This is a genomic window from Salipiger abyssi (assembly GCF_001975705.1).
Taxonomy (GTDB): Bacteria; Pseudomonadota; Alphaproteobacteria; order Rhodobacterales; family Rhodobacteraceae; genus Salipiger; species Salipiger abyssi.
Map to the genome: position 1 here is coordinate 3,192,373 of NZ_CP015093.1, position 14,670 is coordinate 3,207,042.

Annotated in this window: 24 protein-coding genes; all 24 read right to left on the minus strand. The window is 64.3% G+C overall.

Features of this window, described 5'->3' with window-relative positions; genetic code table 11:
- Positions 1-16: 16 nt before the first annotated feature.
- The 24 genes from Ga0080574_RS19060 to Ga0080574_RS19170 all read right to left on the minus strand — a co-directional run bounded on the left by Ga0080574_RS19060 (position 17) and on the right by Ga0080574_RS19170 (position 14,669).
- A complete protein-coding gene (locus Ga0080574_RS19060) occupies positions 17-364 on the minus strand; it encodes a hypothetical protein (RefSeq protein ID WP_076703325.1) in 348 nt (115 codons plus the stop codon).
- Between the two features lie 10 nt (positions 365-374).
- Positions 375-1,304: a phage tail tube protein gene (locus Ga0080574_RS19065; protein WP_076703327.1), complete on the minus strand. Its 930-nt coding sequence runs from the start codon at positions 1,302-1,304 to the stop codon at positions 375-377.
- Between the two features lie 15 nt (positions 1,305-1,319).
- Positions 1,320-1,766: a phage tail terminator protein gene (locus tag Ga0080574_RS19070; protein WP_076703329.1), complete on the minus strand. Its 447-nt coding sequence runs from the start codon at positions 1,764-1,766 to the stop codon at positions 1,320-1,322.
- Positions 1,766-2,272 (minus strand): phage virion morphogenesis protein, encoded by a 507-nt coding sequence (locus tag Ga0080574_RS19075; RefSeq protein WP_076703332.1) that lies wholly within the window; start codon positions 2,270-2,272, stop codon positions 1,766-1,768. The genes Ga0080574_RS19070 and Ga0080574_RS19075 overlap by 1 nt, the downstream gene beginning before the upstream one ends.
- A 1-nt stretch (position 2,273) precedes the next feature.
- Positions 2,274-2,702: a gp436 family protein gene (locus Ga0080574_RS19080; protein ID WP_076703334.1), complete on the minus strand. Its 429-nt coding sequence runs from the start codon at positions 2,700-2,702 to the stop codon at positions 2,274-2,276.
- A gap of 2 nt (positions 2,703-2,704) precedes the next feature.
- Positions 2,705-3,238 carry an HI1506-related protein gene (locus Ga0080574_RS19085; protein ID WP_076703336.1) on the minus strand — a complete coding sequence of 178 codons (534 nt, stop codon included), beginning with the start codon at positions 3,236-3,238 and terminating at the stop codon, positions 2,705-2,707.
- Positions 3,239-3,302: 64 nt separating this feature from the next.
- Positions 3,303-4,199: a Mu-like prophage major head subunit gpT family protein gene (locus Ga0080574_RS19090; RefSeq protein ID WP_076703338.1), complete on the minus strand. Its 897-nt coding sequence runs from the start codon at positions 4,197-4,199 to the stop codon at positions 3,303-3,305.
- 12 nt (positions 4,200-4,211) lie between these two features.
- Positions 4,212-4,601: a hypothetical protein gene (locus Ga0080574_RS19095; RefSeq protein WP_076703341.1), complete on the minus strand. Its 390-nt coding sequence runs from the start codon at positions 4,599-4,601 to the stop codon at positions 4,212-4,214.
- Position 4,602: 1 nt separating this feature from the next.
- On the minus strand, positions 4,603-5,628 hold the full coding sequence (locus tag Ga0080574_RS19100; protein ID WP_076703343.1) for a phage protease: 1,026 nt from the start codon (positions 5,626-5,628) through the stop codon (positions 4,603-4,605).
- 176 nt (positions 5,629-5,804) lie between these two features.
- Complete coding sequence (locus tag Ga0080574_RS19105; protein WP_076703345.1) at positions 5,805-5,987, minus strand: hypothetical protein; 183 nt, start codon at positions 5,985-5,987, stop codon at positions 5,805-5,807.
- Positions 5,984-7,297, minus strand: a complete 1,314-nt coding sequence (locus Ga0080574_RS19110; protein WP_076703347.1) for a phage head morphogenesis protein — start codon at positions 7,295-7,297, stop codon at positions 5,984-5,986. Before Ga0080574_RS19110 ends, Ga0080574_RS19105 begins: the two co-directional genes overlap by 4 nt.
- A complete protein-coding gene (locus tag Ga0080574_RS19115) occupies positions 7,294-8,853 on the minus strand; it encodes a DUF935 domain-containing protein (protein ID WP_076703349.1) in 1,560 nt (519 codons plus the stop codon). Before Ga0080574_RS19115 ends, Ga0080574_RS19110 begins: the two co-directional genes overlap by 4 nt.
- A complete protein-coding gene (locus tag Ga0080574_RS19120; protein ID WP_156876406.1) occupies positions 8,853-10,301 on the minus strand; it encodes a phage terminase large subunit family protein in 1,449 nt (482 codons plus the stop codon). Before Ga0080574_RS19120 ends, Ga0080574_RS19115 begins: the two co-directional genes overlap by 1 nt.
- On the minus strand, positions 10,294-10,518 hold the full coding sequence (locus Ga0080574_RS19125) for a hypothetical protein (protein WP_076703351.1): 225 nt from the start codon (positions 10,516-10,518) through the stop codon (positions 10,294-10,296). Before Ga0080574_RS19125 ends, Ga0080574_RS19120 begins: the two co-directional genes overlap by 8 nt.
- Positions 10,518-10,658 carry a hypothetical protein gene (locus Ga0080574_RS26020; protein ID WP_156876407.1) on the minus strand — a complete coding sequence of 47 codons (141 nt, stop codon included), beginning with the start codon at positions 10,656-10,658 and terminating at the stop codon, positions 10,518-10,520. Before Ga0080574_RS26020 ends, Ga0080574_RS19125 begins: the two co-directional genes overlap by 1 nt.
- Positions 10,655-10,861, minus strand: a complete 207-nt coding sequence (locus tag Ga0080574_RS19130) for a hypothetical protein (RefSeq protein WP_156876408.1) — start codon at positions 10,859-10,861, stop codon at positions 10,655-10,657. The genes Ga0080574_RS26020 and Ga0080574_RS19130 overlap by 4 nt, the downstream gene beginning before the upstream one ends.
- On the minus strand, positions 10,858-11,397 hold the full coding sequence (locus tag Ga0080574_RS19135) for a phage protein Gp27 family protein (RefSeq protein ID WP_076703355.1): 540 nt from the start codon (positions 11,395-11,397) through the stop codon (positions 10,858-10,860). Before Ga0080574_RS19135 ends, Ga0080574_RS19130 begins: the two co-directional genes overlap by 4 nt.
- A 1-nt stretch (position 11,398) precedes the next feature.
- Positions 11,399-11,704 (minus strand): hypothetical protein, encoded by a 306-nt coding sequence (locus tag Ga0080574_RS19140; RefSeq protein ID WP_076703357.1) that lies wholly within the window; start codon positions 11,702-11,704, stop codon positions 11,399-11,401.
- On the minus strand, positions 11,701-12,174 hold the full coding sequence (locus tag Ga0080574_RS19145) for a DUF2730 family protein (protein ID WP_083716897.1): 474 nt from the start codon (positions 12,172-12,174) through the stop codon (positions 11,701-11,703). Before Ga0080574_RS19145 ends, Ga0080574_RS19140 begins: the two co-directional genes overlap by 4 nt.
- On the minus strand, positions 12,171-12,590 hold the full coding sequence (locus Ga0080574_RS19150; protein WP_076703359.1) for a hypothetical protein: 420 nt from the start codon (positions 12,588-12,590) through the stop codon (positions 12,171-12,173). The genes Ga0080574_RS19145 and Ga0080574_RS19150 overlap by 4 nt, the downstream gene beginning before the upstream one ends.
- A 90-nt stretch (positions 12,591-12,680) precedes the next feature.
- Positions 12,681-13,547: an N-acetylmuramoyl-L-alanine amidase gene (locus Ga0080574_RS19155; protein WP_076703361.1), complete on the minus strand. Its 867-nt coding sequence runs from the start codon at positions 13,545-13,547 to the stop codon at positions 12,681-12,683.
- A gap of 71 nt (positions 13,548-13,618) precedes the next feature.
- On the minus strand, positions 13,619-14,035 hold the full coding sequence (locus Ga0080574_RS19160; RefSeq protein ID WP_076703363.1) for a hypothetical protein: 417 nt from the start codon (positions 14,033-14,035) through the stop codon (positions 13,619-13,621).
- Positions 14,032-14,457 (minus strand): regulatory protein GemA, encoded by a 426-nt coding sequence (locus tag Ga0080574_RS19165; protein WP_076703365.1) that lies wholly within the window; start codon positions 14,455-14,457, stop codon positions 14,032-14,034. Before Ga0080574_RS19165 ends, Ga0080574_RS19160 begins: the two co-directional genes overlap by 4 nt.
- Positions 14,454-14,669 carry a hypothetical protein gene (locus tag Ga0080574_RS19170; protein WP_076703367.1) on the minus strand — a complete coding sequence of 72 codons (216 nt, stop codon included), beginning with the start codon at positions 14,667-14,669 and terminating at the stop codon, positions 14,454-14,456. The genes Ga0080574_RS19165 and Ga0080574_RS19170 overlap by 4 nt, the downstream gene beginning before the upstream one ends.
- Position 14,670 lies beyond the last annotated feature (1 nt).

Genomic DNA, 14,670 nt, shown 5'->3' on the forward strand with positions numbered 1-14,670 from the left:
GCCTGCGCGACCTCGGTCAGTTTTTTTCCCGGATCCCCAGAACCGCTTCGCTCAGCGCGCGATCGACGGCCTCACGGATGGGCCGCTGCTTCAGCAGCCGGGCGCGTGCATCCTCGGAAAACGCCAGATCCCCACCGCCCTTGAGCTCGATGTCACGCCAGCCCACCCAATGGCTGGCCAGACGGTCGCGCACCGCCTGGATCACCTCGGAGATCGAGCCCTGTTCGCCGCGCTCGTAGATCTCCAGCTCGTCTTCGGGCAGACGGAAAATGCCGGTGAACTCGCGGGTCTCCTCGCCGCCGGCGCTCGGATACTTGACCTTCACGGGCCATTCGAAGGTGTAGTCGGGTTCAAAAACGAACATTGCGCGGTCCTCAGCTGAAGCGGATTTCGATTTCGTCGTCGCCGGTGGCGGTGGGCAGGAAGCGCAGGTCGAGCCGCAGCCCGAGATCGCCGTTGATCTCCTGCTCGGAGGGCGCCTTGATCTGCACCTTGGGCGCCGTGACGGTGATCGTCTGGCCGGCCGTCTTGCCCAGGGTGAAGATCACCGGCTCGGTCACCACGGTCTTCACCATGGTGAGCAGGTCTTTCGTCGCGAGATCCGGGTGTTTGACAGTCATCGAGCCGGTGAACATGCGCGGCGTAAGCTTGGTGCCCTCACAGTTCATGTACTCGTTGACCCGCGCATTGCGGCCATCGGTGAAGCTGAAGCTGGTGGCGCAGAGCTTGGTCCCGCCAAGGGTAAAGGCGAACATGTTCTCGGGCGTGCATTCCAGTCCGCGCGGCCAAGCGGAGAAGTCATGCGCTTCTGCCGCAAAGGCCACCGGCGCCTGATACTGCCCCTGGCGCGTGAAGCTGAAATACGCCCGCCGGTTGACCTCGGCGGTGAAGCCGAAGGAGCCGCGCACGCCCACCACGTTCTGCATCTGCGCCCCGTTGCGGAGCTGCATCGTGCAGGCCGGGATCTCGGTGCCCACAGGCAGCGGCGTAAAGACCGTGTCATCGGCATCCGACGCCATGGCCATGGCCGAGGATTGCAGCAGATGCGCATAGGCGGGCGGCGTCGCGATCGCACCGGGTGCCGCCGCTTCGACCTGGTACTGGGCGCCGGCGCGGATATTGCTCAGATCCTCGATCTGCGCGCCCTCCTGGCCGGTCAGGAAATCCTGCTCGGTATAGTCGGCGTCGAGCATGTTGAAGGTCACCTCGCGGCAGAGGATCGCGTCTGCGGCGGCGGTGGCTTCGAGCGTGCCCGGGGTGGTTTCGAGGGCTTCGCGGATAAGCCGCTGTTTCCAGTAAGCCATGGATGGTTCAACTCCTCATGTGATCTGGATGCGCCGGTCGAAGCGCAGCGTGTAGTCGTCCTGCCAGAAGAGACCGCCATGGGCGTCGATCCCGCTTTGCAGAGCGCCTTTGTCGAAACGGAATGCCTGGCCGCCCGGGTCGGGGACGAAACGGCAGAGCGAGAGCAGCACCGCCTCGCGCAACGGTTTGAGATGCGTGCCGGCCAGGGCGCCGGTGGTGTCGCCGATATCGCGCACGGCCATGATCACCCCGATCCGGGCGGTTACGTCCTGCTCGATCAGGTCTTCGCTGAAGTAGCGGTTCTCTCCCGACCGCTCCCCCAGCAGGACCACGAAGGCGGAGGGGTAGAGCAGCGTCCGGGCGCTGATGCGGCCGAGATCGGCGGAGAGCCCGACCCGCTTGAACGCGGGGACGGTCAGCTCCAGGCGGTCCTTGACCAGGTTCGGATCCAGCTGAAGCATCACGGCGCACCCCCGTCCAGGAGCCCGGTGAAATACGCGACCGAGAGATCCTCTATATCGGCTTGCTCGCCCTCGGAGATCCCCAGATAGGGCCGGGCCGGGATCGTCACCGACCCGACGGTGACGGTCTCGCCGTTCGCAAGGGTAAAGGTCAGAGCGCCCTTTTCCCGGGGAACGATCGTGCCGCCTGTCTGGTGAATACCGGCATAGATCATGTTCGATCCGACCGTAACCTGGTTGGGCGCGGCCTCTTCGGTGATCGAGCGCATCAGCTGGCCGCTGTCATGCAGCGTGACGCCATCCTCCAGCTGGGCGCGCAGGCTTTTCGGCCAGGGCGTTCCGTCCGGGGCGACATTGGTCTGGCCGATGCGCTCGACCGCGCCATTCACCAGGACCGTACCGATCTGATCCATGAGCGGGGTCAGATCCCGTGCCCCGGCATCGGCCCGTGCAAGCGCCGCCCTGGGTGCCACGTCGTCGAAGCTGACCGTGAGAGTGACAACCATCTCAGAAGCCCTTCAGGCTTTTGCGGGTGAACAGCCGGTCGGGCCCATCGGTCATCGCCACGCCCGGAGAGGTCAGTGCGCTGTCGCCGTCGCCATCGTCACCGATGGCGGTTTCGCCCTTCGCAATGCTTTTCAGCGTGGCGATCGCGTCGCGCCGCAGGGCTTCATAGACCTCGCTGCCATGTCCGAGGTTCATATAGAGCCGGTGCATCGCCAGATCGCGACAGACGACTGTCAGGATATGCGGCGTCTCCGCGATGGGCAGCGAAACGACCTTCGCGATATAGGTGTTGATCTCCGCGCTCGCGTCGTCCAGCGCCTGCTCCAGGCGGGCGTCCGACGGGGTCTCCGCCCCGTCGAAATCCGTGAGCAGCGCGAGATCCCCGGAGGGGATCACGGCCTTGAGCTGATCGACGCTTGCATAGGGCATGATCAGCCTTCGCGCTTGACGATGAACTGCGGGTCCGCTTCGAGAACTGCGATCTGGAAGGCGGTCAGCTCGTCCTCGGGCACGAGGGTTTCGCCCTCGTCCCAGCGACGGCCGGCGCGACGGCGCCCGTCGGGGCGCAGGCAGATCACGGTGATGATCGGGGCCTCTCCGGCGAGGTCCGTCTGCTGTTCCCCGCCGGTGGTTGCCGCCAGTTCGGCGGCTTCGGTCCGGGCCTCGGCGTCTTTCGACGCGTCATCGGCCCCCTGGGTATTCTTGGGTGCGGCCGTGTCGGAGAGGCCGGGTTTCGCCGCCTCTCCGACCTGCGCCGTCTCGCTCTCTTCGGGCGCATCAGCGGGGCTTTGGGCCGTCTTCGCGACCTCCTCCACCCCCTGGGTATTCTTGGCCTTGGCCGCTTCGGCTTCGGCTTTCGCGACGCGCTCGGCCAGCTTCTCGTCCCCGATATTCGGGGCAAAGCTGACGCCAAGATCCTGCGCCTTCTGTTCGAGCGCGATACGCTCTTCGGTCTTCTCGTCCATGTGGGTTCTCCTGTCGGCTTATCGTCGGGGCCGGATGTACCGGCCCCTCGGGAAACCGACCGCTTCAGAGGGTCAGGCGCCCCTCGACCATCAGTTCGGCGGTGTTGCGCCATTTGTTGGTGGCGCCGGCCGCGTCGCGTTCGTTCATCAGGATCTCGCGGGCTGCGCCTTCGTTGGCGGCCGAGACGACCAGGAGCTTCGGCTTGAGGTTCAGCTTGCGACCGCGATGACCCCGCGCCGAAATCATGGCGGCGCGGGCCAGGGCGTAGTTCTCGGGGGTCAGCGCCTGGCGCGAGGCATAGCAGAGCTGCCAGGCCCCGAAGCCGGCGGCGCAGCGTCGCTTGGCGCCCCAGACGAATTCGTCGCGATCGAAAACGTTGTCATCGGTGAGCGAGGTTTTCGGCGTGATCTTCGCCTTTTCCCGGTCCTGGAAGATCAGCGGCTTGATCACGCGGCTGTCGTCGATCAGATACCAGGCCGCGCCAGCACCGCCCTGGAAGTTGGAAACCGACTGCTCGACGCCTTTTTCATCGACAACGGGGTGATCGGTATCGAAGAACATCTGGCCGTCGTAGTGTTCGGTGGTGAAGCCCTTCTCCAGCTGCTCCCAGACCAGATCGTCCGGCAGTTCGGCGGCTGTCTGCCCCATGTCGCTGACGATGGGCGCATAAATCCCGATCTGATCGTCGGCGATGTCATCCGCCTGAATTCCGATCGTCTTCTCGAACTTCCGGTTGCGGATCGTGAAACCGTCGACTTCCAGACGCTCGATGAAGCGCTCGCCGATCCATTCGCGCATCGGGCCCAGCTCGGAAAGCTTCGGATAGGTCTGGTTGCGCGTGGTCGAGTTCACCGTCATGGCGATGCGGCCATAGGTGGTTTCGACCCCGGTGAGACGCTTGTTGAATTCGGTGCTGAACGCGGTGTTCAAAGCCGCGAGCGCGGCATGATTGATATCCATGTCAGGAGCTCCTCAGAGGATTTCGACGACGACGCCGAAATCGGTCACGTCGAGGCATTTGCCGGCGACCAGCGTACCTGCGGCGCCGACGGTATTGTCATCGACCACATAGACGCCGGTGCCGATATGGGTGCGGTCGATGCTGCCGTCGTTGGCGACCAGAAACGGGCCGCGCTCGATCGGCACGGTCGCATCGCCCGCCGCACCGTCGGTGTTGTCGGCCTCTTCCAGGGCGACGCCGCGCATGACGGTCCCGGTCGGGATCGCGGGAATGGCATTCCCGGTCGCGTCCAGCGCGGTCATCGCGCCATTGAAAATGCGCGTATCGGCCGCAACCGGATCGACGAAGCGCTGACCCACACCGACGCGGGTCCGGGGGGTATTCTTGGCAAGCGCGGTCATGTCAGTGCTCCTTCACGGCGGCGTTGCGGGTGGCGAGGAATTCGTCCTCGTCCACACCCATCAGCGAGGCGACCTGACGCTCGGTCTCGTCGAGCGCCTCGGTCTTCTGGGGCGCGGGGCGACCCGCAACCCGGGGCTTGCCCAGGTTCACCAGCACCGGCGCCGCAGCGGCCCAGGCTTCGAACTGGCCGAGATCCTTGGAGGCGAGCTGGGTTGCCCAATCCTCCATGCCCGGCGTCAGCTTGCCCGCGTCACGGGCCTGCTGGAGCGCGGCTTCCGCCTTGTCGCCGGCAACGGTGCTCTGGAGCGACGCGAACTGCGTCTGAAGCTCTGCGAAGGTGGACAGCGGCACGTATTTCGCCGGGTCGACCTCGGGCTTTGCCGAGAGGCGTGCGCAGACCTGGGTGACCGTGTCGTCACCGGTCACGCCGGCAGCTTCAGCGATCGAGGCCATCTGGGTTTCGGTTTCGCAGAGCGCCTCGATGCGCTCCACGATCTTGTCGGGCGCGTCGGCGGCAAGGCCGAGCAAGCCCGCGATCGTTTCGATCGGGTCCATATCTTCATCCTTCGAAGCGAGTTGACGGAGTTCGGGAAGGGCCGGGTTGTTGACCAGACCGGCCCCTTCGATCAGCGCGACACGACCGTCGCGCCGGGTTTTGAAGACGGGGGAAACGAAGCGGTAGGAACGCCCCTCCAGGGCCTGACGCCCCTCCGCCGTCCAGTCCACCGAGGCGAACACGCGGTCGCCTTCCACCTCCATGGCGGTGATCCAGCCGGCAGCGCGGCTGTCGGCCGTGCCTTGCGGCGCGAGCGAACGATGATCGAAGTCGATCGGAAGAACGCCGCCGGTTGCCGCCGCGAAGCTCGCAGCGATCACCGAGGATGCTTCCGCGCCATCGAGGCGCATCTCGGTCCGACCGCGCTTGTCGGCCAGCCGGAACGCACCGACCGGGATCAGCTCGATCCGGTCACCCGGTTCGGAGGGAAGCGGCGTCAGGGCGCAGACATGTCGGGTCAAATTGGTCATGGAGGCTGGATGCCATGACCGGCCGAACAAGTGCCCGGGGATGCAGTTTCGGGGGGCTTGCGCTGCGCGCCGTGTATTCGTGCGGGAGGGGTGCTACGGGATGGCGTTCAAAAACGCCGGAGCGCGTTCAAAAACGGCCATGTCCGATTTTTGCGGGGCCTTGCCGCCGAAGCATCTCAGGCGGCCTCTCCGGGCGATTTTCGGCCCGGTTCGCTCAGCAGCTCGACCATCGTCTCGGCATGGGAGATCGCCGCCTCGCGTCCTGCCGCATCCTGCGGCTCGGCGCGCAGCTCTTCGAGACGCGCCTCCCAGGCGGGAAGATCGAAGAAATCGGGAGATGGACGAAGGGCGAGCTTCATGACGACAACCTTTCGATCAGATCGGCGAATTCGTCAAAGAGATCCCTGAGCCGGCCTGTCAGGGAGTAATGATAGTGGATCGCTCCCCGCCGCTCAAGATAAAGCCCGAGCGCGTGGTGAACGATATGATTGCGGTCCTCGGCCTGCATTCCTGACGAATAGGCATCGAGCAGCGGCTTTGCCTGCCGGGCGAACCCGCCGAAATGGGGATTGAGGATCTCCGCACCCGTGCGCGCCCGCCAGATCCCGCCGCCAGGCGAGATCGCCGTGACCGACCGGATCTGCGGGTTCGCAAGCGTCAGCAGATCGTCATAGGACAGCGGCGAATCCGTCAGATGGCTGTGGAGCAGATCGACCTGGCCGGGCTCGAAACCTGCCGTGCCGGCGAACACATCGTCGACCGAAACGCGATCCGGGTGCTCCGGCGCGGCGTCGCCCATGACGTGCAGCTCATGGGCCGTGTCCGAAACCACGAGGGTTTCCCGGCCGATTGCCGTCTGCCGCAGCCGAACACCTTGCAGGAGGCCGCGCTCATAGGCGCGGCGTTCGGGGGTGAGATCCGGCATGACCTCATCTGTTCGCGCCTCGATATCGAGCCATGTCGCCCCGGGGTTCGTATCGAAACCCGGATGCACGCCTTTCGGGACGGGGGTCACCTCACCTGTGCGCTTGTTGGTCCAGGGCTGTTCGTCCAGGTCGATGGGATCGGAGACGGTCCGGTTGTTCCTGCGCATCCATCCTTCCGTTCGCTGCACCACATGGCAGCCGCAGAAGAAGCCGTTCGGGGGATAGATGCGCAGCCAGATCGGATCGTCGACGCGCCAGATCTTGTCGTGAAAGCGCTCGTGGTCGTGGCGTTTGCTCGGCCTCTCGATCTGGATGTATTGCAGATAGGGAAAGGCCGTCTTCGTGCGCTGAATACGCGCCCAGTGCCCGGCCGCGTGAGCCGTGCGCATATTCGTGTCGTAGATGGTGCGCAGCCGGCGCATGGAGCCCAGCTGAACCTCCTGCGTCTCGCCGGTCAGAGGGTCGGTCATCTGGGACCGGCCCCACCAGCCTTCCCGGCGCAGGACCGGTTCAAGAGCCGCCTGAAACTGCGCCAGCGTGCGGCCCTGTTCCAGTGAACTCAGCAACTCGTCGCGAAACAGCTTCGCGATATCGTCGCGCATGGCCTTGGCGACCACGAACTGGCGCGCATGGTCCTCGCGAAAATGGTCCAGATGGTGGAAGCGCTGGAGCTGCGGCGCAAATCCCTTCGATCGGAAATAAGCGATCGCCTCGGCATGGGGCAGCGGTTCGAGCTCGATCATCGCTTCGTGACCTCGGCCCCGACCTCGCCGGCAATACGGGCCGCGAAAATAGATCGTGTCAGCTGATCGCGGAAAGCCTCCGAAGGCGGCTCTTTGGCGAAGGCGTCGAGAACATCCTGCACTTCATCCATGTCCGATGCCCCCGCCAAGGCCTCCAGGAACGGCCCGATCTCGGCATCCATCGCCTCCTGCATCTCGCCTGTCGCGATCAGCTCCTCGATGAGCGCGTCGATGCTGTCTCGCGCCGAAGGACTTTCGTCACGAGACGCCGCAAGGCGCTCGGTCGGAGAAACCTCCGGTGCCGGGGGCACCGGACGATCTTCCAGAACCTCTTCGTCATCGTCCGGCTTGCGCAGGTTGAACGCCTTGTAGACATCGGCCGTCGCGATGCGCAGCCCGGGCGGGCGCTTCTCGATCAGGTCGAGCAACACCCTCGGATCGACCGCATCCTCCATCTCGAAGCGGATATTCGGCAGCGGCACGCTGATGGCTGCCGAAAAACAGACCCTTCGGAGCGCCCCTGCCACGTCCCGCTGGAGGGTGGCTGCGAGCTGTTCTGCGTCCGCGTCGCGAATGTCGTCACGGACATTCTCGTGGATCTTGCCGACGGCGTGACCGCCGGCGATGGCGTCGGTCGTCGCGACCTGCCCCAGGACACCCTTTGAAAGCTGCTCGTCCCACCAACGCGCCTTGCCCTCATAGAGCTTTTCAGATCCTGCGGCAGCGGCATTGACGATCTCGACGTCCATGCTCTTGGGGATGATCGCCGCCATATCGACGCCGATCTGTCGGACAGCGCGCAGCAGGGTCAGCCGGTCCTGCGGCGTGGCCGCGCTGTCATAGCGACCGAGGCGAAGCGGGTGCCCGTATGCCTCGCAAAAGATCGACCAGTCCTTCACCGTGTAGTTCTTGAAGAGATACGCCCAGGCCGCCAGCCGCGCCAGCCCGCCACGGACCGGCAATCCGGACTTGGCCTTCGACATGTGAATGACGTAGCTGTCCGGTCGCAGCGCCTGCGGCCCGTCATTGTCGCGCAGATAAAGATGACGTCCGTTCTCCTGGTCGAACTCGAACCAGCGTGGGTCGATCCATTCCAGATCCGCGATCTTCAGGGACTTCCCCTCGCGCTCCCAGACGATTTCGCAGACCGAATAGCCCTTGCCGATCGCGTCCATCATGTCGATCAGCGTCGTGCGGATTGCGCTGGAGTTCAGCGCGATCCGGGTCATCTCCGCAAGATCTTCGGCAGCCGAGCTGTCATCGCCCGGCGTGACATGCAGTTCGAGCGACCGGATCGCCCGTTTCCGCACTCCCAGCACGGCGGAATAGTGGAGATCCTTCTCCTCCATCTGTTCGGCCAGCTCCAGATAGGACGTCGCATCGCCCATCTCGGCGGCGCGCAGCAGGCCGGTCAGCCGGACGGGGGTCAAGCCATCCGCCGGGTGACCCGACTGGATCTGCCGTACCGACCCGAGCGAGGCGACCGCCTGCCGCTCCAGGAGCTCCGCGTCGGCGGCCTTCTGCAAAGGGCGTCCGAATTGATCGAGCAAAGCCATTACCATGCACCTCCGCCATTGCCCCAGCGACCGCCGGCGCCTTCCTCATCATCGTCGTCATTTGCCGGCGCATATCTGGACCGTGTCCCGGCGACGCCCTGATACTCGTATTCCGCCTCGCCAAGTTCCGCCGCGGCCATGCCGAGCGCCCCGGCCCAGAACCGGTCTGCGTGCCCGTCGCTGTCGCCATCCGCGATCAGCGTGCGAATGCCGGTCATACCGACCCGCGACTTGATCGAGTGCAGATCCGCCCGCAGAGCCGGATCGCCGGCCGGGATGCGGGCGCGCCGGTCCTGAAACCGCTCTTTCATGGTGGTGGCCATGTCGAGTTTGACGGCGGCATTGAACAGCACGCCCTGCACCCGGTCTTCACCATGACGGCGCTTTGCATCCTCGACCGGCTTTTCGCCCATGCCGGTCTGGTCCATCAGGCATCGTACGACGCGGTAACGCCGCATGACACTCGCCAGCAGCTCGTCCTGCTCGGCGAATTTGATCCGCTTCTTTGCGATGATCTCACGCGTCACCAGCACGTCGCCCACCAGCTCGAACACCCAGATGACGAAGAGGTCGTTGCGCGCTGCGATATCGACCCCGACAAAGCAGGGCCCGCCCATGTAAAGCTCGGGCACGCCCGCCGAGTTGCCCTCGCAGGACGAGATCAGATCGTAATCGAGCCAGGCGCTGGCCTCGTCGAGCCAGGCGAGCTCGAATTCCTGCGCCCAGGCGTCCTGGTCGGCCATGCCCTTGCGCAGCTCCTCGATGTTGACATCGAGCCCCTGTTTCACCGCCTCGTAGATATCGACATGGTGCTTCGACCACCCGTTGTCCTGGGTGGTCATCAGTTCATAGAACTTGTTGCCCTTGCCGTTGGGGGTGGAGATCACACGGATCTTGTGGCCACCCCGCGCCGCCACCGGATAGGCCGAGCCCCAGATCCGCCGGCTGTCAGCATGGAAGGCAAACTCGTCGAGCAGCAGGTTGCCGCCAAAGCCCCGCGCCGCGTCCGGGCTGGCCGAGAGCGCCACGACCCGAGAGCCGCCGGGGAAATGCACCTCCTGCGTCTTGTAGCGCGCCTCGGGCACGTCGATCGTCACCAGCTCGTTGCCCTGGCGGATTTCCCGGGCATGGGCCGGGACATGGAATTCGTCCTGGACAAACTCCGGCTTGCCCCGCCGCGACAGGCCGGACAGCACCGCGTAATAGGCCCGCGTCATCGGCTTCAGCGCATCGTCGAGCGCCTCTTTGGCGGTGTTCTCAGACCGCGAAAGGATGGTCCAGCGCACCTTGCGCCGGTCCATCTCCGCCTTGACGCAATCGTCAACGATCTCCCCGCACGATCCGAAGGTCTTGCCGCCGCGCCGGGTGAACATGCCAATCTTGAAACGGCTGTCGTCTTCGATCCAGGCGCGCTGGTAGGGCAGGAAATTGATGACGGGATCAACCATAAAGATCGTCCCCATTCTGAAACGCCTCAACGCGCTCGCTCTCCGCCTCCGCAGCCTCCTCCAGCTCCCGGATCACCTCGGCCTGAGCCACAAGCATATCGGCAGCGCGCAGAAGGGATCGGCAGAGCGGATCAAGCCGCTCACCCTGATGGTGGCACCCGTTGAGCTTTACAGCCCAGAGCCGGATATCCGTGGCGATTTGCGCGGGGCTGGCCATCAACGAAGCTCCGTCCAGCCGGGATAGCGCGGTCCATAGGTGCGAAACACCTCGATGACCCATTCGTCATTCAGGATCAGACCGACCGGGTTCCAGTCGTGGTAGCAGGCGTGGATACAGATGCGATCCCAGAGCGTCATGCCTCATCCCCCTCTAGGTCGATCAGGAACGGATCACCGCGCCACCAGCTGATCTCCGCGACATCGCCCAGATGGGTGCGGAACACTTCGCGCCTGCCGAAAGCCCAGGCGAGGATCGCTTTCCAGCGCGGACCGCGACGCCAGTGCCAATCCGCGACGATCAGAAGCGCATCTTCCAAGACGGGTGATCGGGGGCGGCTCATGCGAACCCCATGATCTCACGGGCCTGCTGGCGGAAATCCTCGTCGATCTCACCGGATGCCACGGCGGCGTCCAGCTTGGCGGCCTGTTCCTTGCGCTCTTTCTCCTGCATCGCCTGCACGATGCCCGAGGACGACATGACGTCTTTCATCATGCGTGCCAGGAAATGCAGGTTCTGCGGACTGATCTCCGCGCCTTTCTTCGAGACCTCGGCCTGCATGACCTTGAAGGCCAGCGTGGTCAGCATCTGGAACAGCACGTTCTGGCGCTGCGCCTGGTCTTCCAGCCCCATATCGCCGAGCCACTCCGACGCCCAGTCGGAGGCCTGCTCCTGGAGCCGGACGAATTCACGATACTCGGAGCCGAACGCATGGATCGCGGATTTGCCGATCCGCAGTTCGAGACCTTCCTCGGCGAGCCAGTCGTTGAGCTCTTCGGTCACAGCCTCGTAGTCACCGAAGCCACGGCGGCGTAGCTCCTCCTGAAGCCGGGAGCGCATCTCGACCGGGAGGAGGTCGACCTTTCTGGGCGGCGGCATGTCAGACCTCGGGGGTATCGCGCGCGATGCCCGGATCGACATTCTCGCGGCGTGCAATGCGCCGGCCTGCCGGCGTCGCCTCCACCACGATGGTGTTCAGCCCGTTCAGCACGACATAGCCCTTTTCTTCGAGCCAGCGGAGATCCTCGACGACCTCGCTGTAATAGGCCGTCACCCCGTCTGGCGTGCCGTTGATGACGGACATGAGGATGTCGGCATTGGAGGTGTAGGCCTTGCTGCGCTCCAGAAAGCCCAGAATGATGGCCCGGCGGATCGGCTTGACCCGCTTTTCGAGGTAGTCGCTCATGGAGTTTCTCCACTCAGGTGGCGTTCATGACGGGTGACTGCGGTCTCGGTTCTGGTCACGCTCTTGGCCAATCCGTCCATCGTGGCGGTCATCGCCCTCATGTCACCGGACATTTCGACCAGGGCAAGTTCCAAGCGGTGCAGATCTTCTTTGCCAGGCATTCCCTTGACGTCCTGCTCAAGTGCCTGAAGCCGCAAATCGTGACGATCCATACGCTTGCTGCCCTCATGGAACCGACGCTCGACGTCTTTCCGCCGGTTTGCGAAGAACGTGTAGAGCATCGCGGCGACGGATATGACGAAGCCGAGAAGTCCAGTCATGCGTTGAAGAAATGCTAGATCCAGCGTCATGCTGGCCGCGCTCGCTGGCGGCGACTGAACGCCCTGCGCAAGCACTACGGCGGCCGACAATGCGAAGGCGATCAACGCAAGCGTGAAGAGCAGCGCGGCGCGTCCGGCAGTACGGCTCATCTCAGCGCTCCGCCGGACGGTAGCTCCCCGTGCGCCACCTCATTAACCCCAGATGCCATGTTGTTGATCAGCATTGCGGGCGCAGCATTCTCTCGATCACCCAATGCGCTTTCGAGGATGTTGTCGAAGGTGAGAGGCTTCGGTCTGAGCGCAGCCATCGCGTCAGGAACGCTTTCAAATACATGCCGCCGCATATACGTCTTCGCTTCGAGCCCCTTGAACCCTGCGCGAATGGCCGCCTTCGCGCCGGTCGCTGCCGCCTTCTTGATCGCCCGCTCGTGCTTCTCCTCGATCTGCATTTTGAAATGCGTGCGCAGGATGGTGAAGAGCCAGCCGATCAATGCGGTGACGATGACCGCGCATAACTCGACCAGCTGCGGCTCGATCGCGATCAGCAGGGATTGCAGAAAAGACATCTTCGGCTCCTTTGGTCAGGGGCGCCCCGACGACGGCACCTGGGGGAGTTGCTTTGCAGGCCGGGGCGCACAGGTCCGGCATGGACCTGATCAGGTATTGTGGTAGGTGATCGGTGCGGCGTAGCGGGCGACGATCCAGCCTTCCTGACCGCCATAGAGCACCCGCAGCCATTTCCGCCCCGCGAAGGTGCCCTTGCGGATGACCGGTACAACCGTGCCGTCAGGGATCGCCGCGATGACGTTGGGATTGAACGACGGCCAGCGCCGCATGTTGAGCGTGTCACCGTGGGTCTCGATCTCGACGGTTTCGTCGCCGCTCGGGTCCGATCCTTTCTCCGCCTCCAGGTCGGCGGGATCGTTGCGACCGAGAACACGGGCGCGGATGTGCTCCAGCGGGAACAGCGGGTTGGTATCGACCTTGCGGCCGGGGCTGACGTACCAGTGGGTGGTGATATCGGTGAGCGTCGGCACGTCGCGGAACAGGCATTCGAGCAGCGAGATCACTGCCGTGATCTGGGCCTCGGTATAGGCCATCCAGACCCCATCACCGTGCTCCGGGGTTGCGACCTTCGCCAGATCGTACTCGTCGCGCATGCTGAAGGTCTCGCCCCACCAGGCACGGGCCTCGCTGGCGTCGCCCGTCATCCGTCCCGGATTGACGATCTCGATCCCGATGGAGAAACCGTTGCACCACTCGCGCCCATGATAATTCGAGCGCCCGGCATGGTTCGCGCGGCAGTTGGTCGGCACCAGTTGCCGAACGGTTGCGTCGCGCTCGACCACAAAGTGAACCGACGCCTTTCCCGTGTTCTCCGATGCCAGGTAACGGGCGGAGTTTCCGTTCTCCAGGCGCCCAGCCGTGTCGTGCAGGACGACGATCTCGGGAACGATCTCGCCTCCGGTGAAATGCGCCGGCCAGAAATCGACGCCTTTGAGCCTGTGATTGATGATCCGCATGAGTGCCTCCGGTGCTAAACAGGAGGTGCCACGCAAGACGGAACTTTTGCCCGGGGAAGCAGTTTCGGGGGTCAGTCGTTTTGGAAAGGGAGGGAGAGCTGCGCGTCAGCCCCCGTATGTTCGCGGCGCATCTCGGTGCGCAGCTTGTGCACCCAGGCCGCTGTCACGCCGTGCTCTGACGCGATTACATTGGCCGAACGTGTGGGGTTGGTCAATCCGGCGTCGAGAATGGCCGCGCGAAGCTCCGCCGCGCGATCCTGCTTTTGCCTGGCGCGAAAGCTCGGGAAATCCACCGAGGTGCCGCCGAAGCGCTTGGCCAGCCATTCGACCGTGGCCTCTCCGATCTCGGCTGCCAGACGCGAGCCCCGGGCTCGTTTCGGCACATCCCGCCGCTGCCCACCAGCATTCGCCAGGAGGCGCAGGACGGCTGGTGTCCCGAGATCCCGCTCCAGCTCGTCAATCCAGGCATCGGTCGGGCGCGCAGTCATTCGAAGGCGATCCCGTTTCTGCGACACATATCCTTGAGCGCCCGGATCACGGCGTTGATCTCGGCCGCGTTCTGCATCGTGTCGATGTCGATCGGCACATGCCCCCATTTGCCTTCGAAGCGGGACCGAATGAAGGCATTCAGCCCTGTGGCGCCTCGCACGCGCACATGGCCAGCCTCCGCAAGGAGCCGCCAGAGAACATGGCAATACCGGACATCGGAGCGGGCCGCGCGGGGCCGGCGATTGCCCTGCTTTGGCTTGAAGCCCAGCCGCTTCAGCTCGTCGATGACAGCGTGTTTCTGGCTGTCCGACATGACCCGCAGCGAGGTCTGGCCGGTCACCCGACCGAGCAGGTCGCGGTAATCCTCCTCCTCGATGCCGAGTTCCTTGCGGGCGATATTGATGATCGCGGTGTGGTTCATGACAACAGCACCTCCAGTTCGCGGGCAATATCGCTGAGCATGTGGGCACGGCGGGTATCGTAGGAGCCGATCTCCGGCACCAGCACGGCGAGAATTCCGGGCTTGTCGAACTGTTCGACCGCCATGGTGCCGTCGCGGTCCAGGACCTTGGCGAGGGCCTCTTCCAGGATCGCCACGCGCTGGGATATTGTCTGATCGTCGCGGAGTTGCATT